At 58.8% G+C, this 20,640-nt stretch carries 17 protein-coding genes; 5 read left to right on the top strand and 12 right to left on the bottom strand.

All coding sequences use genetic code 11. The annotated features are described in order from the left end of the window. Positions 1-17 precede the first annotated feature (17 nt). Positions 18-3,461, bottom strand: a complete 3,444-nt coding sequence (mfd, locus tag AC6I79_RS11690) for a transcription-repair coupling factor (protein WP_021506389.1) — start codon at positions 3,459-3,461, stop codon at positions 18-20. Between the two features lie 186 nt (positions 3,462-3,647). Next, positions 3,648-3,857, bottom strand: a complete 210-nt coding sequence (locus AC6I79_RS11685; protein WP_021506388.1) for a hypothetical protein — start codon at positions 3,855-3,857, stop codon at positions 3,648-3,650. 248 nt (positions 3,858-4,105) lie between these two features. Between AC6I79_RS11685 and lolC the strand changes: the two genes are divergently transcribed. The 4 genes from lolC to cobB all read left to right on the top strand — a co-directional run bounded on the left by lolC (position 4,106) and on the right by cobB (position 8,224). Next, positions 4,106-5,305 carry a lipoprotein-releasing ABC transporter permease subunit LolC gene (gene lolC, locus AC6I79_RS11680; RefSeq protein ID WP_021506387.1) on the top strand — a complete coding sequence of 400 codons (1,200 nt, stop codon included), beginning with the start codon at positions 4,106-4,108 and terminating at the stop codon, positions 5,303-5,305. Next, a complete protein-coding gene (gene lolD / locus AC6I79_RS11675; protein WP_021506386.1) occupies positions 5,298-5,999 on the top strand; it encodes a lipoprotein-releasing ABC transporter ATP-binding protein LolD in 702 nt (233 codons plus the stop codon). Before lolC ends, lolD begins: the two co-directional genes overlap by 8 nt. Further along, positions 5,999-7,243 (top strand): lipoprotein-releasing ABC transporter permease subunit LolE, encoded by a 1,245-nt coding sequence (gene lolE / locus AC6I79_RS11670; protein ID WP_059010426.1) that lies wholly within the window; start codon positions 5,999-6,001, stop codon positions 7,241-7,243. The genes lolD and lolE overlap by 1 nt, the downstream gene beginning before the upstream one ends. A gap of 147 nt (positions 7,244-7,390) precedes the next feature. After that, positions 7,391-8,224, top strand: a complete 834-nt coding sequence (gene cobB / locus AC6I79_RS11665; RefSeq protein ID WP_159378264.1) for a Sir2 family NAD+-dependent deacetylase — start codon at positions 7,391-7,393, stop codon at positions 8,222-8,224. A gap of 161 nt (positions 8,225-8,385) precedes the next feature. Here the strand turns inward: cobB and potD are convergent, their stop codons facing one another. Genes potD through potA form a run of 4 tightly spaced genes read right to left on the bottom strand, consistent with a single transcriptional unit; the run spans position 8,386 to position 12,169 of the window. Next, positions 8,386-9,429 carry a spermidine/putrescine ABC transporter substrate-binding protein PotD gene (gene potD / locus AC6I79_RS11660; protein ID WP_159378263.1) on the bottom strand — a complete coding sequence of 348 codons (1,044 nt, stop codon included), beginning with the start codon at positions 9,427-9,429 and terminating at the stop codon, positions 8,386-8,388. Between the two features lie 10 nt (positions 9,430-9,439). After that, on the bottom strand, positions 9,440-10,213 hold the full coding sequence (gene potC / locus AC6I79_RS11655; RefSeq protein WP_159378262.1) for a spermidine/putrescine ABC transporter permease PotC: 774 nt from the start codon (positions 10,211-10,213) through the stop codon (positions 9,440-9,442). Next, on the bottom strand, positions 10,210-11,061 hold the full coding sequence (gene potB / locus AC6I79_RS11650; RefSeq protein ID WP_153010212.1) for a spermidine/putrescine ABC transporter permease PotB: 852 nt from the start codon (positions 11,059-11,061) through the stop codon (positions 10,210-10,212). The genes potC and potB overlap by 4 nt, the downstream gene beginning before the upstream one ends. Next, complete coding sequence (gene potA, locus AC6I79_RS11645) at positions 11,054-12,169, bottom strand: spermidine/putrescine ABC transporter ATP-binding protein PotA (protein ID WP_159378261.1); 1,116 nt, start codon at positions 12,167-12,169, stop codon at positions 11,054-11,056. The genes potB and potA overlap by 8 nt, the downstream gene beginning before the upstream one ends. A 300-nt stretch (positions 12,170-12,469) precedes the next feature. Here potA and pepT point away from each other — a divergent pair, with 300 nt between their 5' ends. Further along, positions 12,470-13,696 (top strand): peptidase T, encoded by a 1,227-nt coding sequence (gene pepT / locus AC6I79_RS11640; protein ID WP_021506380.1) that lies wholly within the window; start codon positions 12,470-12,472, stop codon positions 13,694-13,696. 225 nt (positions 13,697-13,921) lie between these two features. Here the strand turns inward: pepT and AC6I79_RS11635 are convergent, their stop codons facing one another. The 6 genes from AC6I79_RS11635 to mnmA all read right to left on the bottom strand — a co-directional run bounded on the left by AC6I79_RS11635 (position 13,922) and on the right by mnmA (position 20,610). Then, a complete protein-coding gene (locus AC6I79_RS11635) occupies positions 13,922-15,043 on the bottom strand; it encodes a ribosomal protein uL16 3-hydroxylase (RefSeq protein ID WP_498027299.1) in 1,122 nt (373 codons plus the stop codon). A gap of 57 nt (positions 15,044-15,100) precedes the next feature. Next, on the bottom strand, positions 15,101-16,561 hold the full coding sequence (gene phoQ, locus AC6I79_RS11630) for a two-component system sensor histidine kinase PhoQ (RefSeq protein WP_021506378.1): 1,461 nt from the start codon (positions 16,559-16,561) through the stop codon (positions 15,101-15,103). Positions 16,562-16,564: 3 nt separating this feature from the next. Further along, a complete protein-coding gene (phoP, locus tag AC6I79_RS11625; RefSeq protein WP_010617222.1) occupies positions 16,565-17,233 on the bottom strand; it encodes a two-component system response regulator PhoP in 669 nt (222 codons plus the stop codon). A 173-nt stretch (positions 17,234-17,406) separates the two neighbouring features. After that, on the bottom strand, positions 17,407-18,777 hold the full coding sequence (gene purB, locus AC6I79_RS11620; RefSeq protein WP_088517708.1) for an adenylosuccinate lyase: 1,371 nt from the start codon (positions 18,775-18,777) through the stop codon (positions 17,407-17,409). A gap of 44 nt (positions 18,778-18,821) precedes the next feature. Beyond that, positions 18,822-19,463, bottom strand: coding sequence for a high frequency lysogenization protein HflD (gene hflD / locus AC6I79_RS11615; RefSeq protein ID WP_159378259.1), 642 nt, complete (start codon positions 19,461-19,463; stop codon positions 18,822-18,824). 34 nt (positions 19,464-19,497) lie between these two features. Further along, positions 19,498-20,610, bottom strand: a complete 1,113-nt coding sequence (gene mnmA / locus AC6I79_RS11610; RefSeq protein ID WP_159378258.1) for a tRNA 2-thiouridine(34) synthase MnmA — start codon at positions 20,608-20,610, stop codon at positions 19,498-19,500. Positions 20,611-20,640: the final 30 nt, after the last annotated feature.

Genomic DNA, 20,640 nt, shown 5'->3' with positions numbered 1-20,640 from the left:
GTTTGCGAGCTCGCTCCTTAAACCCGGTTCTTCGCCAGCTCGGCGACGAAATTCTGCACCCATTCCATGCGCGTTTTGCGTTCGCTCAGATCGCGGGTGAATTTCAGTCGCGTCGGGCCATCCAGCTTCCACTGCTTCGCATCTTTCTGCAGCAAGCCGATCAGCCAGCCGGGATCGACCTGATTCTGCGGCGCGAACTCAAAGAAGCCGCCTTTTTCGCTGGCTTCGATTTTACGCAGCCCCAGCTGACGCGCCACCAGGCGCAGCGCGGCGATGTCCAGCAGGTTGCGCGCGGCGTCGGGCAGCTTGCCGAAGCGGTCAATCATCTCAATTTTCAGCTCGGCCAGCTCCTGTTCATCGGCCGCACTGGCGATGCGTTTATACAGCGACAGGCGCGTATTGACGTCCGGAATAAAATCATCTGGCAGCAGGGCAGGCATGCGCAGCTCAATCTCGGTCTGATTGCTGGTGAGATCTTCCAGCGACGGCTCACGTCCGGCCTTGAGTGCATCCACCGCGTTTTCCAGCAGCTCCATGTAGAGCGTGAAACCGATGGTCTCCATCTGACCGCTCTGATCTTCACCCAGCAGTTCACCGGCACCGCGAATCTCCAGATCGTGCGTCGCCAGCGCAAAGCCAGCGCCCAGATCCTCCAGCGAGGCAATCGCTTCCAGTCGCTTCTGGGCATCGGTGGTCATCGCTTTCGGGTGCGGCGTCAGCAGCCAGGCATAAGCCTGATGGTGCGAACGGCCGACGCGGCCACGCAGCTGATGCAGCTGCGCCAGACCGAAATGATCGGCGCGCTCAATGATGATGGTATTGGCGCTCGGCACATCGATCCCGGTTTCGATGATGGTGGTGCACACCAGCACGTTGAAACGCTGGTGGTGGAAATCGTTCATCACCCGTTCCAGATCGCGCTCGCGCATCTGACCGTGGCCGATGGCGATGCGCGCTTCCGGCACCAGCTCGGCCAGCCGCTGTGCCGCTTTCTCGATGTTCTCGACGTCGTTGTAGAGATAGTAAACCTGGCCGCCGCGCAGCACTTCACGCAGGATCGCTTCGCGCACCACCAGGCTGTCATACTCGCGCACGAAGGTTTTCACCGCCAGACGGCGCGCCGGTGGCGTGGCGATAATCGACAGATCGCGCATGCCGCTCATCGCCATGTTCAGAGTACGCGGAATCGGCGTTGCGGTGAGCGTCAGAATATCGACGTCAGCGCGCATCGCTTTGATGCGCTCTTTGTGACGCACGCCGAAACGGTGCTCTTCATCGACGATCAGCAAACCGAGATCGCGCCACTTCAGATCGCTCATCAGCAGCTTGTGGGTGCCGATCAGAATATCAATTTTGCCCTCGCTGGCCTGCTCCAGCACCTGCGCCTGCTCTTTGGCGCTGCGGAAGCGCGACAGCATCTCAATGCGCACCGGCCAGTTGGCGAAGCGGTCGCGGAAGTTGTCGTAATGCTGCTGCGCCAGCAGGGTGGTTGGCACCAGCACCGCCACCTGTTTGCCGTTCTCCACCGCAAGGAAGGCAGCGCGCATCGCCACTTCGGTTTTACCAAAGCCAACATCGCCGCACACCAGGCGGTCCATGGCCAGCGGCTGGCACATATCGCTGAGCACGGCGTTAATTGCCTGCGCCTGATCCGGCGTGGTTTCAAACGGAAAACCTTCGCAGAACAGCTGATACTGCTCGCGGTCGTGCTTAAAGGCAAAGCCGGCCTTGGCCGCGCGCTGGGCATAGATATCCAGCAGCTCAGCGGCCACGTCGCGCACTTTCTCCGCCGCTTTCTGGCGCGCACGTGACCAGGCATCGCTGCCCAGTTTGTGCAGCGGCGCATTTTCATCGGCGCCGCCGGCGTAACGGCTGATCAGATGCAGCGATGACACCGGGACGTAAAGTTTGGCATCGCCGGCATAGGAGAGCATCAGATACTCAGCCACGATACCGCCGGCTTCCAGCGTGGTCAGGCCGATGTAGCGCCCCACGCCGTGTTCAAGATGCACCACCGGCTGCCCCGGATGCAGCTCGGCCAGGTTGCGAATCAGTACGTCCGGATTGATGGTGCGGCGATTGTCCTGACGGCGGCGGCTGACGCGCTCACCCAGCAGATCGCTTTCGCAAATCAGCGCGCGCTGGCGCTGGGTGTCGATAAAACCGCGCTCGCTGGCACCAATCATCAGGCTGTACGGCTGCTCATCAGCCTGCTCGAAGCGATCGATCGGCTGCGGGCGCAGTTTGATGCGGGACAGCAGCTCCTGCAGGCTCTCGCGGCGACCTTCGCTTTCTACTGAGAAAATCACCTGACCGGTAAACTGCTCGAGGAACTGGCGCAGCAGATCGAGCGGCGCTTTGGCCTGCGCCTGCACCGTCAGCTCCGGCAATGGCTGATAGCCCAGATTACTGTTCGCGGCTTTCTCCGGCAGCGTCTCCGCGCTGAGCTGCATGCGCGGCCAGTTTTTCAGCTCGCTGAGCAGCGCATCCGGGCGCAGCCACAGCGTGGCTGGCTCCAGCAGCGGGCGCATAGGATCGATGCGGCGATTTTCATAGCGTGCGTTAGCATCCTGCCAGAAACGCTCAGCGCTGGCGTGCAGATCGCCGCTGTTCAGCACTAGCGTGCTGGCGGGCAGATAGCTAAACAGGGTAGGCAGTTCCTGCTCGAAAAACAGCGGCTGCCAGTACTCAATTCCGGCCGGCAGCGTGCCTTTGCTCACCTGCTGATAGACGTGCTCAGGTTCGCGCCGCACGTCGAAGGTTTCACGCCAGCGGCTGCGGAACAGCTCAATGGCCGCTTTGTCGGTGGGAAATTCATGCGCCGGCAGCAGGTTGATGGCGCTCACCGCCTCCAGCGTGCGCTGTGAGTCGACGTCAAACAGGCGCAGACTATCGATCTCATCATCAAAGAAATCGATGCGGTAAGGCTGATCGCTGCCCATCGGGAACAGGTCTAGCAGCGCGCCGCGCGTCGCGTACTCGCCATGCTCCATCACCTGATCGACATGGCGATAACCGGCCTGCTCCAGCTGGTCGCGCAGGGCATCGCGCGACAGTTTCTGGCCCTGCTGCATCACCAGCGCATGGCCGTGCAGGAAGCTGTGCGGGCAAACGCGCTGCATCAGCGTATTGACCGGCAGAATCAGCATGCCGCGCGTCAGGGTGGGCAACTGGTACAGGGTAGAAAGACGGGCGGAAATAATGTCCTGATGGGGCGAGAAGCTGTCGTAGGGCAGTGTTTCCCAGTCAGCAAGATTGGTGACCGGCAGATCGGTAAATTGCCTGATCTCCTCCTGCAGCCGCAGGGCCGATTGCATATCCGGGGTGATCATTAACACCGGACCGCTGTGGCGTTCGGTGATGCTGGCACACTCAACCGCCTGCGCGGCGCCGACCAGCTGACCGAGCTGACGATGGTCGCCTGCTTTAGCAGGCAGGGTATAACGACGCTGTTCCGACATAAGGTCCGACATTCTCTCCTCAGTTTCCAGGGCGTCATCATTCCACATTCCGCCGTGAGGATCATCTCTCCTTTCTGAGTTTATGTCAGGGTGCATGAATGCGCACCTTACCTCAGCGGTACCCTGAAGGGCCGCCAGTATGGCCAGTTGCCAGGTCGTCATTGATGGCGACGTGGCCGCGTCACGTTATTTACTGGATTGCTGTGTGTAGTGCATGCGTGGACGATCCACATTGGCCCATGACAGCTCGCGCTCGACATGGTAGCTGTTGTTGCCATCGTCCCACTTCACATAATAACCGGTTAGCGCGTCTCCCTGCTCAAAGACATTGACCACTTCGCCTTTGATCTCGCCAGATTTATGTTTAACGATACTGCCTTTAGGAAACCTGCTCATGGTAAGAACCTCCGTACTGCGCTTACTGTGATGCGAAAACCGGTACTGCAAGCTAAGTCTAACCCACCTGCTGACGAATAATCGTACTAATAGCGTCACTATTTTGTCGTAATTTTGTGCATTGTCGCGCAGCAGGACGCATTTTGACGCAACTTTGCAACTGACTCAGCGGGTTAGAGGTTTCATAAAGCAGACGGCTCCTTTATCATCGCTCTACTTAATTTTGGGCAACGGCCAAGACGGATCTCATGTATCAACCAGTCGCGTTATTCATCGGTTTGCGCTACATGCGTGGACGTGCTTCAGACCGTTTCGGTCGTTTCGTCTCCTGGCTCTCGACTATTGGTATCACGCTCGGCGTGCTGGCACTGGTGACGGTGCTGTCGGTAATGAACGGCTTTGAGCGCGAGCTGGAAGGCAACATTCTCGGCCTGATGCCGCAGGCGCTGGTGACCAGCGACACCGGCAGCATCAATCCGCAGCAGATGCGCGCGCAGGATCTCAAACTGCAGGGCGTGACGCGGATCGCACCGCTGACCACCGCCGATGTGGTGTTGCAGAGTGCGCGCAACGTGTCGGTGGGCGTGATGCTGGGCATCAATCCTGACGAACCGGATCCGCTGACGCCTTATCTGGTCAACACCCAGCAGAGCGTGCTGCAGCCGGGCCAGTATAAGGTCATTCTCGGTGAACTGCTGGCCTCGCAGCTGGGCGTGAAGCGCGGCGATCAGCTGCGCCTGATGGTGCCATCGGTCAGTCAGTTTACCCCAGTGGGGCGCGTGCCGAGCCAGCGCATCTTTACCGTTGCCGGTACCTACGCAGCCAATAGCGAAGTCGATGGCTATCAGATTCTGGTGAACCAGCAGGATGCCTCGCGCGTGATGCGCTATCCGCTCGGCAACATTACCGGCTGGCGCCTGTGGCTGGATAAGCCGCTGAATGTCGATGCGCTGAGCCAGCAGCCGCTGCCGCAGGGGCTGACATGGAAAGACTGGCGCGAACGCAAGGGCGACCTGTTCCAGGCGGTGCGCATGGAGAAAAACATGATGGGGCTGCTGCTCAGCCTGATCATTGCCGTGGCCGCCTTCAATATCATTACCTCGCTGGGTCTGCTGATCATGGAGAAGCAGGCGGAAGTGGCGATCCTGCAAACCCAGGGCTTAACGCGGCGGCAAATCGTCGCGGTATTTATGGTGCAGGGCGCCAGCGCCGGTATTATCGGTGCGCTGCTCGGTACGCTGCTGGGCGTGCTGCTGGCCAGCCAGCTCAACAATTTAATGCCGGTGATCGGCCTGTTCCTTGATGGCGCGGCGCTGCCGGTGGATATCAATGTCTGGCAGGTGATCACCATTGCGCTGGTCTCGATGGCCGTGGCGCTGCTCTCTACCCTCTATCCGTCATGGCGCGCTGCCGCCGTTCAACCCGCTGAGGCTTTACGTTATGAGTAATACCCCTTTGTTGCAGTGTCGTGACCTGTGCAAACGCTATCAGGAAGGCAGCGTGCAGACCGATGTGCTGCGCAATGTGGCTTTTAGCCTGCAGCCGGGCGAACTGACGGCCATCGTCGGCAGCTCCGGCTCCGGCAAAAGTACCTTACTGCACCTGCTGGGCGGGCTGGATGCACCGACCTCCGGTGACGTGGTGTTTGACGGGAAATCGCTCAACGCCATGTCGTCGGCGGCCAAAGCAGAGCTGCGCAACCGGGAACTCGGCTTCATTTATCAGTTTCACCATTTGCTGCCGGACTTCAGCGCGCTGGAGAACGTAGCGATGCCGCTGTTGATTGGCAAAACCGGCAAAGCCGAAGCGGAAGCGCGCGCACGCGAGATGCTTGCGGCGGTAGGCCTGGAAAAGCGCGCGGCGCACCGGCCTTCTGAGCTGTCGGGCGGTGAACGTCAGCGCGTGGCGATTGCCAGGGCGCTGGTGAACCGGCCGCGGCTGGTGATGGCCGATGAGCCCACCGGTAACCTCGATGCGCGCAACGCTGACGCCATTTTTGAACTGCTCGGCGAGCTCAACGTGCAGCAGGGCACCGCGTTTCTGGTGGTGACGCATGACCTCAACCTGGCGAAGCGCCTGAGTCGGCAGATGGAAATGCGCGACGGCCAGCTGAGCGATCACCTGACGCTGGGAGCGATCTGATGGCGTCCTCTTTATCCCTGCTGCTCGGGCTGCGCTTCAGCCGCGGCCGGCGGCGCGGCGGCATGGTGTCGCTGATCTCCATTATCTCGACCATCGGTATTGCGCTTGGCGTGGCGGTGCTGATCATCGGGCTAAGCGCGATGAACGGTTTCGAGCGGGAGCTCAACAACCGTATTCTGGCCGTGGTGCCGCACGGCGAAATTGAGGCGGTTAACCAGCCCTTTCGCAACTGGCAGCCGATGATTGCGCCCATCGAACAGGTGCCGGGCATCGCCGCAGCGGCGCCTTACGTTAACTTTACCGGATTGATTGAGAGCGGTGCGAAGCTGCAGGCGCTGCAGGTGAAGGGCGTTGATCCGCAGCAGGAGCCGCGCCTCAGCGCGCTGCCGCGTTTTGTCAGCGGCGATGCCTGGTCGCAGTTCAGCGCCGGCAGGCAGCAGATCATTCTGGGCGGCGGCATCGCCAAATCGCTCAACGTGAAGCAGGGCGACTGGATCACTATCATGATCCCGAATAATGATGGCGAGAACAAACTGCTGCAGCCAAAACGCATTCGTCTGCAGGTGAGCGGTATTCTGCAGCTGAGCGGCATGCTGGATCACAGTCTGGCGCTGGTGCCGCTGGCCGATGCGCAAAAATATCTGGATTTGGGCGACAGCGTCAGCGGCATTGCGCTGAAGATGAGCGATCCGTTCCAGGCACAGAAGCTGGTGCGCGATGCCGGCGAAGCCACCCACTCCTATGTCACCATCCGCAGCTGGATTGGCACTTACGGCTACATGTATCGTGATATCCAGATGATTCGCGCCATTATGTATCTGGCGATGGTGCTGGTGATTGGCGTGGCCTGCTTTAATATCGTGTCGACGCTGGTGATGGCGGTGAAGGACAAGAGCAGCGATATCGCCGTGCTGCGCACGCTGGGCGCCAAAGACGGCCTGATTCGTGCCATCTTTATCTGGTATGGCCTGCTGGCCGGGCTGCTGGGCAGCGTCAGCGGTGTGGTGGTCGGCGTGCTGGTGGCGCTCAATCTGACGCCGGTGATGCGCGTAGTGGAGCACTTTACCGGGCATCAGCTGCTGGCGGGCGATATCTACTTTATCGACTTTCTGCCGTCTGAGCTGCACTGGCTGGATGTGGCCATCGTGCTGGCGACGGCGATTGGCCTGAGCCTGATTGCCAGCTGGTATCCGGCGCGGCGCGCCAGCCGCATCGATCCTGCCCGCGTGCTGAGCGGTCAGTAAAGACAAAACACGCAGCCGCCTTCGCGGCTGCGCACATTTTCAGCGTCTGCGGCATGCAGCCGTCATACCCAGCCGCTATTATCGGGTCTGAGTAACCCGGAAAACACCCGCAGCGCGGCGTTCAGCGCCGCAGATTAAGGAGCCTTTATGCGCCAACCGCGCCGCCGCCTTCGACTCGCCCGCTACAAAAAGAACCGCCGCAAAGTGCATCAGCGCTTTCGCCAGCGCATCTTTGAGCGCGATCGTCAGGTCGAACTTGCCGCCCATCCGCAGCCGCACGTGGTGGTGCTGACCGGTGCCGGAATTTCGGCAGAATCCGGCATTCGCACCTTCCGCGCGGAAGATGGCCTGTGGGAAGAGCATCGCGTGGAAGATGTGGCGACGCCCGAAGGCTTTCGCCGCGATCCGGCGCTGGTGCAGGGGTTCTACAATGCGCGCCGGCGTCAGCTGCAGCAGCCAGAAATCCAGCCTAACGCGGCGCACAAAGCGCTGGCTGAACTGGAGCAGGTGCTGGGCGATAATTTCCTGCTGGTTACGCAGAATATCGATAACCTGCACGAGCGCGCCGGCAGCCAGCGCGTGCTGCATATGCACGGTGAGTTACTGAAAGTGCGCTGTGAGCACAGCGGTCAGGTGCTGGCGTGGACGGAGGACGTCTGTCCGGACGATCGCTGTACCTGCTGCCAGTTCCCGTCGCGGCTGCGTCCGCACGTGGTGTGGTTTGGTGAAATGCCGCTCGGCATGGAGGAGATTTATCAGGCGCTGGAACAGGCCGATCTGTTCATTGCCATCGGTACCTCAGGCCACGTCTACCCGGCGGCAGGATTTGTACATGAAGCGAAACTGCAGGGGGCGCACACCGTGGAGCTGAATCTGGCCCCCAGTCAGGTCGGTAACGAATTCGCTGAAGCACATTACGGCTTAGCCAGCGAAGTGGTGCCCGAATTCGTGCATACTTTTTTGCGCGGCTTGTATAAATAGTCAGCATACTGCGCGTTTCCCCTCATCCCGGCCTTCTCCCGGCGGGAGAAGGGGAAAAACGCGCCCGACTGAAACTCAGCTAAACCCGGCACGAATGAACCCTCTCCCTCTGGGAGAGAGCAGGGTGAGGGCCAGGCCGCACAACCTCCCACCTCAGAACCTCACCGTCCCGCTTTCAGCTTCTGGAACAGCGTTTCGTACTGCACGCTTGCGGCACCGACATCGTTCTGCCACTCGCCGTTTTTGATCACTTCAGCCGGCGGATAGAGTGACGGATCGCTGGCCACGTCGGGCGGCAGCAGCTTTCTTGCCGCCAGGTTGGGCGTCGGATAACCGATGGTTTCCGCCACTTTAGCCGCCACATCCGGGCGCAGCAGGAAGTTAATCAGCTTCAGCGCGCCCGCTTTATTTTTCGCATTCGCCGGGATCGCCAGGTTATCCATCCAGAAAATCCCGCCCTCTTTCGGCCAGATAATCTGCAGCGGCGTGCCAGCCTGGCGCGCCACCCAGGCGGAGCCATTCCAGATCATGCCGACGTTGACTTCGCCTTCCATAAACGGATTACCGGGATTATCCGAGTTGAACGCCAGCACGTTCGGCATCAGCTTTTTCAGCTCTTCATAGGCGGCTTCAATCTGTTTTGGATCCTGCGTATTACCGGAGTAGCCGAGCTTGCGCAGCGCCATCTGGAACACTTCACGCGCATCATCGGTCAGCAGCAGGCTCTGCTTATACTGAGGTTTCCACAGATCGGCCCATTGGGTCAGGGTTTTTGGATCCACCTCGTCGGTATTCACGCCAATCGCCGTTGCGCCCCAGATATAGGGAATGGAATAGTCGTTGTTCGGATCAAACGGCTTGTTCAGCAGGTCAGGATCGAGGTTGCGGAAGTTGCTCAGCTGTGACTTGTCGATCTTCTGCAGCATGCCCTCGTTGCGCATTTTGGCGATGAAGTAGGTCGACGGCACCACCAGATCGTAAGCGCCTGCTTTCCAGGTTTTCAGCTTGGCGTACATGCTTTCATTGGATTCATAGGTGGAATAAATCACTTTGATGCCGGTCTCTTTGGTGAACTGCTCCAGCAGCCCGGGCGGCACATATTCGGTCCAGTTATAGAAGTAAAGCGTGTTGTTGTCATCCGCCTGAGCGCTTTGCATACCCAGTGCCAGCGCCCCAGCCGCCAGCCAGTGAGACCACTTTTTCATCGGTTATCCTCTATTTGGTTTTATCACGCAGCAACAGCTGACTGGCTGCCACCAGCAGCAGCGACAGCAGCATCAAAATGGTAGCCAGCGCGTTCACCTCCGGCGACACGCCCACTTTCACCATGGAATAAATTTTCAGCGGCAAAATTTCGAAGCCGGGACCGGTGACAAATGACGACACCACCACATCATCCATCGACAGGGTGAAACTCAGCAGCCAGCCCGCGGCCACTGCCGGTAGCGCCAGCGGCAGCAAAATCTTACTCAGAATAGTCACTTCGCTGGCACCGAGATCTTTTGCCGCCTCCAGCATGCGCACGTCAAAGCCTTTCAGGCGCGAATAGACGGTAATCACCACAAACGGCAGGCAGAAGGTGATATGGGAAAACAGCAGCGACCAGAAGCCGAGCGAAATCCCCAGCAGCATAAACAGCACCAGTAGCGAAATCGCCATCACGATATCCGGCGACATCATCACCACAAATAGCATACCGCTGACAAACGGCTTGCCGCGAAAACGGTAGCGGTACAGCGCCACGGCGGTGAGCGAGCCGATCAGCGTCGCGCAGCTGGCCGACAGCACGCCCATGATCAGCGAATGCTGCGCCGCCTGAATCAGGCTGTCGTTATTGACCAGCAGGCGATACCACTGGGTGCTGAAGCCCTGCCAGTTGATGCCGAAGCGCGAGGCATTGAAGGAGTTAACGATCAGGATGATGATCGGAATGTAGAACCAGGCATAAATCACGGCCATGAAGCCGTGGCGTAATCCGCGCGCCATCATTGCAACGCCGCCTTGTGATTCAGCAGACGCGCTGCGCGCCAGTAAACCAGCAGCATCAGCCCCATCAGCAGCGTCATGACAATGCTGGTGGCGGCGCCGAACGGCCAGTCACGAATATTGAGGAACTGGCTTTTGATTACGTTACCGATCAACAGGTTCTTTGCCCCGCCCATTAAATCCGCTACGTAGAACAACCCCATCGCCGGGATAAATACCAGTAGCGCGCCGGCAACGATACCGGGTAGGGTCAGCGGCAAAATGATACGGATGAAAGTCTGTAGCCTGCTGGCGCCAAGATCGCGCGCCGCTTCCAGGCAGGATTTGTCCAGCTTCTCAAGGCTGGAGTAGAGCGGCAGCACCATAAATGGCAGCAGAATATAGATCAGCCCGAGGATCACCGCTTCCGGGGTAAACATGATGCGAAACGGCTTGTCGATGATGCCGAGCCACAGCAGAAATTCATTGAGCCAGCCACGCGTGCTGAGAAAAATTTTCAGACCATAAATGCGGATCAGAGAGTTGGTCCAGAACGGCACAATCAGCAGAAACAGCATCAGCGGACGCAGACGCGCCGGCAGTCTGGTCAGGCACCAGGCAAAAGGGTAGCCGAGCAGCAGGCAGCACAGCGTGGCGATGCAGGCCATGTTGAGTGAGTGCAGCAGCACGTCGGCATACAGCGGATCGAGGAGCCGGCCGTAGTTGTTCAGGGTGAACACCATACTGACAAAGTGCGCGTCGTCGCGCGTCAGAAAACTGGTGACGAAGATCATCAGATTCGGCAGCAACACGAACAGCGTCAGCCAGCCGACGATCAGCGCCACAATGGCTTTCTGCAGACGATTACGCATCCGTTTCATACGGCAGCACCACCTCCCAGTTTGGCACCCAGCTGACCGCCATTTTCTGGTTCAGCGAGTGGTCAAAATCCGGATCGTCCTCATTAAAGAACTCGCTGACGGTGAGCAGCTTGCCGTTCTCCAGTTCGACGGTAGATTCCAGCGTCATGCCTTTATAGTTGCGTTCGCGCACATAGCCGATCAGGTTTTCGCTGCGGCTGTCGTGATCGATCTCCTCAACGCGCAAATCTTCCGGTCGCAGCAGCACATGCAGCCGATCGCCAGGTTTGACTGGGAACGGGCAGTGAATATCACACTCGCGGCCTTCGACGCGAGCGCGTACCTGCGGCGCTTGCGCGCTGCCGATCACTTCCGCATCAAACACGTTGATTTCGCCAATGAAGCGCGCCACAAACAGGTTCGCGGGCTCTTCGTAGATCTCGCGCGGCGTGCCGTCCTGCTCAATGCGCCCGTCGCGCATCACCACGATGCGGTCGGACATGGTCAGCGCTTCTTCCTGATCGTGCGTGACAAACACAAACGTGATGCCCAGCTTGCGCTGCAGCGCTTTCAGCTCGTTTTGCATCTGGCGGCGCAGTTTGTAATCCAGCGCGGAGAGCGACTCATCAAGCAGCAGCACTTTGGGCCGGTTGACCACCGCGCGCGCAATCGCCACGCGCTGCTGCTGGCCGCCGGAGAGCTGGTGCGGCCGGCGCGCGGCAAAGCTTTCCAGCTGCACCATCGCCAGCGCCTCGTTGACGCGCTGCGTCAGCTCTGCCGCCGGGGTTTTCTGCATGCGCAGGCCAAACGCGACGTTTTCAAACACCGACATGTGCGGAAACAGCGCGTAACTCTGAAACACGGTATTGATATGGCGATGCTCGGCGGGCGTTTCAGTGATGTCGCTCTCATCCAGATGGATACGTCCGCTGTCGGCGTTTTCCAGCCCGGCGATCAGGCGCAGAATCGTGGTCTTACCGCAGCCGGAGGGGCCAAGCAGGGTGATAAATTCGCCATGACCGATGGTCAGGTCGAAATCCGGGATGATGGTTTTGCCATCGAAAGCTTTACTGATGCCAGAAAGCGTAACCAGCGCCTGCTGCGCGCGTGTTTGCGTCATTTTAGTCACTCAGTCTGATGAGAATCAGGTTACAGCATAGCCGCCGGCGACAGCTTGCCGTGATGAAGGGCGCGATAATACCTGAAAAATGCGCCATTGCCATGTTCAGACACGGAATAACCTTGAAAAGTCTGCAAATTGCTGGAGTATGCTCATCGGGCCAGCCGGACGGGTGGCTGGCAGGGCGAATTTCAGCGCACGATTGGGCTGAGAGGGCTAACCTGAAGGATAATGATTTGACGCAACATGGCGATAATCAGGCCCCATGATAATAATGCAGGTTCTTAAGAGGGATGACAGATGGATCAATTACTTGAGCGTTTTCTCAGTTATGTGGCAGTAGAAACCCAGGCAAAACCTCAGGCGCGGCAGGTGCCGAGCAGCGAAGGGCAGTGGACGCTGGCGCGTCAGTTACAGGAAGAGCTTATTGCGCTGGGTTTTGTGGACGTCACCTTAAGCGATCATTGCTGTGTGATGGGCACTCTGCCGGCAAACGTCGACTGGCCGACGCCGGTGATCGGTTTTATTTCCCACATGGATACCTCGCCGGATTTCACCGCGAAAAATGTCAATCCGCAGATCATTGAAAACTATCGTGGCGGTGACATCGCGCTGGGCAACGGGGATGAAGTGCTCTCGCCGGTGATGTTCCCGGTGCTGCACAAGCTGACCGGGCATACGCTGATCACCACCGACGGTAAAACGCTGCTGGGCGCTGATGATAAAGCCGGTATCGCTGAGATCATGACGGCGATGGCCGAGCTGGCCAAAGGGGATGTGCCGCACGGCGCCATTCGCGTGGCCTTTACTCCGGATGAAGAGATCGGTCGCGGCACGTCGCACTTCGACGTTGAGGGGTTTGCGGCTGACTGGGCTTATACGGTTGACGGCAGCGATCTCGGCGAGTTTGAGTTCGAGAACTTTAATGCCGCGACGGCGCTGGTCAAAATCACCGGTAACAATGTGCATCCCGGCAGTGCGAAAAACGTGATGGTGAACGCGCTGGACCTGGCGATGCGTTTCCACGCCGAACTGCCTGCCAAAGAGAAGCCGCAGTTTACCGACGGCTACGAAGGCTTTTTCCACCTGCACACTATTAAGGGATCGGTAGAGCACGCCGAGCTGATGTACCTGATTCGTGATTTTGATGCCGACAGCTACGAACAGCGTAAGCAGCTGCTGCAGGAGATTGGCCGCCGCGTCAGTAAAGGTCTGCAGGCTGAGTGCTCCATCAAGGTGGAGATCAGCGACAGCTATCGCAATATGCGGGAGAAGGTGGAACCGCATCCGCACATCATTGAACTGGCGCTGCAGGCGATGCGCGACTGCGGTATCGAACCGAACGTGAAGCCAATTCGCGGCGGCACGGACGGATCGGCGCTGTCATGGAAAGGACTGCCGTGTCCGAATCTGTTTACCGGCGGCTACAACTATCACGGCAAGCATGAGTTTGCGTCGCTGAATGTGATGGCGAAGTCGGTTGAGGTGATTGTGCGCCTGGCCGCGCTCGCGGCGGAGAAGAAGTAGGGCGGAGAGGGGCTTGCCCTCACCCTAACCCTCTCCCGCCACGGGAGAGGGGACCGATCGAGCGGGAATAAGGCTTTGTTTATTGCCTTAACTCCTGTTTATGCCCATGTTTTCTTACGCATCTTATGGCCTGCGCCTTACTGCAATCGTCGCGCGGTTTTCTCCCTCTCCCGCGGGCGGGAGAGGGCCGGGGTGAGGGAAACGGGCGCAGAGGATCTGATCAACTCAATCAGCAAAAAACCAGTACCCGCTGTTCACCAGTGCCGCCAGCTGAGCCAGCAGCGAAGGGTCATCCAGCGCATCGCCGAAATCTTCCAGCGTCAATACGTGTTTGTGTGCCAGCGCAGCCAGTACCGACGGATGCGCGCACTCAACGCGCTCACCGTTGACGTACACCGCGTCGCCCAGCGTCAGCACGCGCAGGCCGCCGAGGCGCGTCAGCGCATCACCCTGCTGCAGCGCGTCATAAATCTCATCCGGCTGATACGGCGGTTCCGGCGGAGCCACATCCAGCTCGTGACGCGACTGGGAAATAAATTCGCCAAACCACTGGTTAAACTGCTCCGGCTGATTAATCACATCCAGCATCACTTTGCGGATCCCTTCCACTTCCGACGGCAGAATCTGCGAAGGACAATCGCGCGCTGGCACATCCGGATCGCTGAAGCGGTAGCTGCCCAGCTCATGCGCCAGCATGTAATCCGCAAAGCCGCTGATCAGCTCGCGTCCGTTAGGCGCGCGGAAGCCGACTGAATAGTTGAGCGCGTTCTCCAGCGAATAGCCTTCGTGCGGAAAACCCGGTGGAATATACAGGATGTCGCCCGGTTCCAGCTCTTCATCGATGATGGCGTCGAACGGTTCAACCTGCAGCAGGTCCGGATGCGGGCAGTGCTGTTTCATCGGCACTTTTTCGCCCACGCGCCAGCGACGGCGGCCAGTGCCCTGAATAATAAACACATCGTATTGATCAAAGTGCGGGCCAACGCCGCCGCCGGGCACAGCGAACGAGATCATCAGGTCGTCGATACGCCAGTCGGGCAGAAAGCGGAACGGGCGCATCAGCGCAGCAGAAGGTTCATGCCAGTGGTTCACTGCCTGTACCAGCAGCGTCCAGTTGCTTTCACCCAAATGATCGTAGCTTTCAAACGGACCATGGCTGACCTGCCATTTGCCGTTGTTGTGGCTGACGAGGCGGCTGTCCACCTCGTTTTCCATTGCCAGACCGGCCAGCTCATCCGGAGAAATCGGATCAATGAAGTTTTTGAAACCCCGTTTTAGCACCACCGGGCGTTTTTGCCAGTAGCGCTGAATAAAGTCGGGCCAGTTGATGTCGAGCTGATAGTCCATGCGAGGATTCCGGTTAGGGCCATAATTGCTGCCAAGTATAACAGCCCGCGCCCGGTTCTACTCACGGTGATGTTCAACTTCCTGCCGCTGAAAAATCACCTCCATGCGGGCGCCGCCGAGCGGGCTGGTCGTGGCGATTACCTGACCGGCATACTGCTCGAGAATATCGCGCACTACCGCCAGTCCCAGTCCCTGACCGGGACGCAGCGTATCGGCACGCTGGCCGCGCACAAAAATCAGATCGCGCTTGCTTTCGGGAATGCCGGGGCCGTCGTCGTCAATGAACAGATGCAGCGCGTTTTCCGTCTGGCGCGCGCTGACCTCAATAAATTCGAGGCAGTATTTGCAGGCGTTATCCAGCACGTTGCCCAACACTTCCATAAAGTCATTTTGATCGCCGATAAAGGTCAGCTCCGGCGAAATATCCAGCGTGATCTCAACGCCCTTGCGCTGATACACCTTATTGAGCGCGGAACACAGGCTATCCAGCAGGGCCGAGACCGAATGCAGATCGCGCTGTAGCGGGTTGTGATCCGCCTGCATGCTGGCGCGATGCAGGTAATAGCCAATCTGCTGCGAGATGCGGCTGATCTGCTCGAGCATGACCGGCTCAGCCTGTTCGATGGTCAGCTCTTTGCCACCGCGCAGCGAGCGCAGCGTACTTTGCAGCACCGCCAGCGGCGTTTTCAGGCTGTGCGTCAAATCCGACAGCGTGGTGCGATAGCGCGTGTAGCGCTGCCGTTCGTTGGTGAGCAACAGATTGAGATTGCGCACCAGGCTGCGCAGCTCCTGCGGCGGGTTGTCGTCGAGATTTTCCCGGTGACCGGTTTCCAGCTCGCGCACCTGCGAAGTCAGGTGGCCAATCGGACGCAGGCTCCAGTGTGCCGCCAGCCACAGCAGCGGAATCACCAGCAGCAGATTGGCCGCCAGCACATAGCTAAACCACGACCACACCACGTCTGAGTGCTGCAGCTCCTGCGGGATCGAGTCCACCACCACAATGGTCAGCGCCGGGAGATTGGTGGTCGCGTCGTAGCGGTTGACCGCCACCGAGTGGGTGAAGGTGTCGTTGCTGTCACTGTCCAGCGCGTGCAGTCGCTGCTGTGCCTGCGGATTGTTACCCATCGCCGCCATACTGGTACGATTGCTGGTATCGATCTCGTAAAAGTCTGGCTTCATCAGCCAGTCGCGGCGAATGTTTTTGCGGATTTCCGGCACGTCGCGCTGCTGCCACAGCAGCTTACCGCGCTCGTCATAGATGAATACCAGCGTCGGGAAATTGAGCGTCATGCGTTCCGGCTGGGCGATGGTGAGCTTGTTGTCTTTCCACTGCGCGAGGGTGAAAAACAAATTGCTCTCGCCGCGCATCACGCGATAGGTATTTTTATCAAAGCTGACGACATAGCCAATGACCGCCACCATGCCATACGACAGCGACAAAAACAGCACGATCGCCGCCGTCGCCAGCAGGAAACGCGCGCGCAAGGAGAAAGGGCGCTGACGGCGGAGCAGCTTCATAAATCAGAGATCAAAGCGGTATCCCTGGCCACGCACGGTGTTGATCACTTCGGTCGGGTGCAGCGCGAGAATTTTTTTACGCAGCCGGCCCATCAGTACATCAATGGTGTGGCTTTCGCGCAGTTCCGCATCGGGATACAGCTGCAGCATCAGCGAGTCTTTGCTGACCACTTTACCGGCATTGCGGATCAGTGTTTCAACAATGGTGTACTCAAACGCGGTCAGCTTGACCGGCGCGTCGTTCACCGTAAGCTCGCGGCGCGACAGGTCAACCTGGAACGGCGGCATGGAGATAATTTGCGAGGCGTGTCCGCTGTTGCGACGCATCAGCGCCTGTAAGCGGGCGGCGACCTCTTCAATGTGGAACGGCTTGGTCACGTAGTCATCGGCACCCGCTTCCAGCGCTTCAACTTTCGCCTGCCAGCCTTCGCGCGCGGTCAGCACCAGAATCGGCTGACGAATGGCATCGCCACGCCAGCGGCGAATCAGCGACATGCCGTCTTCGTCGGGCAGGCCGAGATCGACCAGCGCGATATCGGGAATGTGTTCCTGCAGGAAATAGTCGGCTTCTTTGGCGTCTTCGGCGGCATCCACCTGATGACCCATGTCACGTAACTGGACTGCGAGGTGATGGCGCAGCAGGGCATTATCTTCCACAACCAGAACACGCATAGAATTTCCTTACCTTCAACTCAGTGATGATGGCGAAAAGTATACGCTACGCCAGCTAAACCGCAGATTAACACTCCGCTGTGATGCACTGGCAGGGGAACCTCAGCCACCACGTGACGTGCGTGACTGAGGTAACACCAACTTGCCATAGCCTGAGTTTTCAGAGCAAGGAATTACTTCAGGTCATCAACCATCTGAATCGCGCGGCCGAGGTAGTTGGCTGGCGTCATCTGCTTCAGGCGCACTTTCTCTGCTTCCGGCAGCTCCAGGCTGTCGATAAACGCCTGCATACCGGCTGCGTCCACGCGCTTGCCGCGCGTCAGCTCTTTCAGCTTCTCGTACGGCTTTTCAATGCCGTAGCGGCGCATCACGGTCTGGATCGGCTCTGCCAGGACTTCCCAGTTGTGATCCAGCTCGTCCAGCAGGCGATCGCGGTTCACTTCCAGCTTGGAGATACCTTTGAGCGTGGCCTGATAGGCGATCAATGCGTAGCCGACGCCGACGCCGAGGTTACGCAGCACGGTAGAATCGGTCAGATCGCGCTGCCAGCGTGAAACCGGCAGTTTGCTGGCCAGGTGCTGCATCACCGCATTGGCCAGCCCCAGATTCCCTTCGGAGTTTTCGAAGTCGATAGGGTTAACCTTGTGCGGCATGGTTGAAGAGCCAATTTCGCCAGCAATGGTTTTCTGTTTGAAATGGTTCAGGGCGATGTAACCCCAGATGTCGCGGTCAAAATCAATCAGGATGGTATTGAAGCGCGCGATGCAGTCAAACAGCTCGGCGATGTAGTCATGCGGCTCGATCTGCGTGGTGTACGGGTTCCAGCTGATACCCAGCGAGGTCACAAACTGCTCGCTCAGCTGATGCCAGTCCACTTCCGGATACGCGGCGATATGCGCATTGTAGTTACCCACCGCGCCGTTGATTTTGCCCAGCACTTCCACCTTGCTCAGCTGACGCAGCTGGCGTTCCATGCGGTAGGCCACGTTGGCCATCTCTTTGCCCATGGTGGACGGCGTTGCCGGCTGACCGTGGGTGCGCGACAGCAGCGGAATGTCGCGATACTCCTGCGCCAGGCCCTTCACGGCGGTAATGATCTGGTTCCAGAACGGCACGATCACGTCGCGGCGTGCGGTTTCCAGCATCAGCGCGTGTGACAGGTTATTGATATCTTCGGAGGTGCAGGCGAAATGGATAAACTCAGACACCGCGTGCAGCGCCGGCACGTTGGCTACTTTCTCTTTCAGAAAGTATTCGACGGCTTTCACGTCATGGTTGGTGGTGCGTTCAATGGTTTTGATGCGCGCCGCATCTTCTTCGCTGAAACCGGCGACAATAGCATCAAGGAAAGCGTTTGCGTCGGCATCAAATGCAGGAACTTCCTTGATCTCTGCGGTCGCGGCCAGTTTCTGTAACCAGCGAACTTCAACCTCAACGCGGAATTTCAGCAAACCGAACTCGCTGAAAATCGCACGCAGCGGGCTGACTTTATCGCCGTAACGACCATCGACAGGTGAGACGGCGGTCAGAGAGGATAATTCCATCAGTGCAACTCCTGAATCGTTAACAATATAGGGCAGGGCGGCGCTTAATACGCCTGACCCAGCCGGGATAAAAGGGTTTTCGCTTCGCGCAGCAGACGCTGGCGCGCAAACATCAGCTGCAGACGACCGCCGCCGACCTGCTGCCACAGCACCGCCGCGCGGATACCGGCCAGCAGCGCAGCGCGAACTTTGCTCTGCACCTGCGAATTCTGCAGCACCTGCGGTGAGCCGGTCACCTGAATGCGCGGGCCGAGCGGGCTGATCACATCGACGTAAATGCCGGCCATGGCGCTGGTGATGGTGTCTGATTCCAGTTCGTAATGCGCCAGCTGACGATCAAGCTGGCCGATGCGCTGCGCCAGGGTGTTTAGCGCGGTTTTGTTACCGTGCAGTTTACGCTCCAGCACCATCAGGCTCAGGGTATAACGCGTCAGGTCGGCGCTGGCACCCTGCCGGCTGCCGCTGTTCAGCACCGCCATCAGCGCTTCCAGCCCGGGGCGCAGGTTGGCTTCATCGTTGCCAAACACCGCCAGCGTTGAGCCTGGATTTAAATCCAGCAGGCTGCGCAGCGACACCTGCAGCGCCGCGTTGTTGCAGTGCCCCTGGTGTGCCAGCTGCTGCACCAGATGGGCTGCCTGGCAAACGCCGGCCAGCGCCAGCGTTATCTCATAATAGTTTTTAGCCACGCTTCACTCCTGTAGACGCGTCGGCAGTGCCGACTCAGGCCTCTGTCAGCGGCAGGCGCTGTTCAATAATGCCGCCACCAAGGCACACGTCACCGAGGTAAAATACCGCGGACTGGCCCGGAGTGACGGCCGCGACCGGCTCATCGAAACGCACTTCAATGCGATCGTCGCCGTGCGGAATGATCTCGCAGGGAATGTCGCTCTGACGATAGCGGGTTTTCACCGTGCAGCGTAGCGCAGTGGTTACTGGCTGGCGATCGACCCAGTGCAGCTGCTGTGCTATCAGGCCCACCGACATCAGGCGCGGATGATCGCCGCCCTGTGCCACAATCAGCGTATTGCGCGCGACATCTTTGTCGACCACATACCACGGATCGTCATTGCTCTCTTTGCGTCCGCCGATGCCCAGCCCTTTACGCTGACCCAGGGTGTGATACATCAGCCCCTGGTGTTCACCGACCACTTCACCGTCAACGGTTTCGATGACGCCCGGCTGGGCCGGCAGGTAACGACCGAGGAAGTCGCGGAATTTACGCTCGCCGATAAAGCAAATACCGGTGGAGTCTTTTTTCTTCGCCGTAATCAGATCGAGCTGTTCGGCAATGCGGCGCACCTCAGGCTTCTCCAGTTCGCCGACCGGGAACAGGCTCTGTGCAATCTGCTGGTGGCTGAGCGTGTAGAGGAAATAGCTCTGATCTTTGTTGCCGTCGAGACCGCGCAGCAGCTGGCTGGTGCCATCGACATCGGCACGGCGCACATAGTGGCCGGTGGCAATGTAGTCAGCGCCGAGATCGTCTGCAGCAAATTCGAGAAACGCTTTGAACTTAATCTCTTTGTTACACAGAATATCCGGGTTCGGCGTGCGTCCGGCCTTGTACTCTTCCAGAAAGTGCTCGAACACGTTGTCCCAGTACTCAGCGGCGAAATTGATTTTGTGCAGTTTGATGCCGAGCTTGTCACACACGGCCTGTGCGTCAGCCAGATCGTCAGCGGCGGTGCAATACTCCTCGCCATCGTCTTCCTCCCAGTTCTTCATGAACAGGCCTTCAACCTGATAGCCCTGCTGCTGCAGTAACCAGGCGGAAACGGAAGAATCGACGCCGCCGGACATCCCGACGATCACTTTTTTCTGGCTGTTGTCAGACATGACGCACTCTTGATTACGATAAAAACAGGC

Source organism: gamma proteobacterium symbiont of Scutellera amethystina (assembly GCF_059730845.1).
Note: the sequence above shows the minus strand (reverse complement) of the source record. Positions and strands in the feature narration are given on the sequence as shown.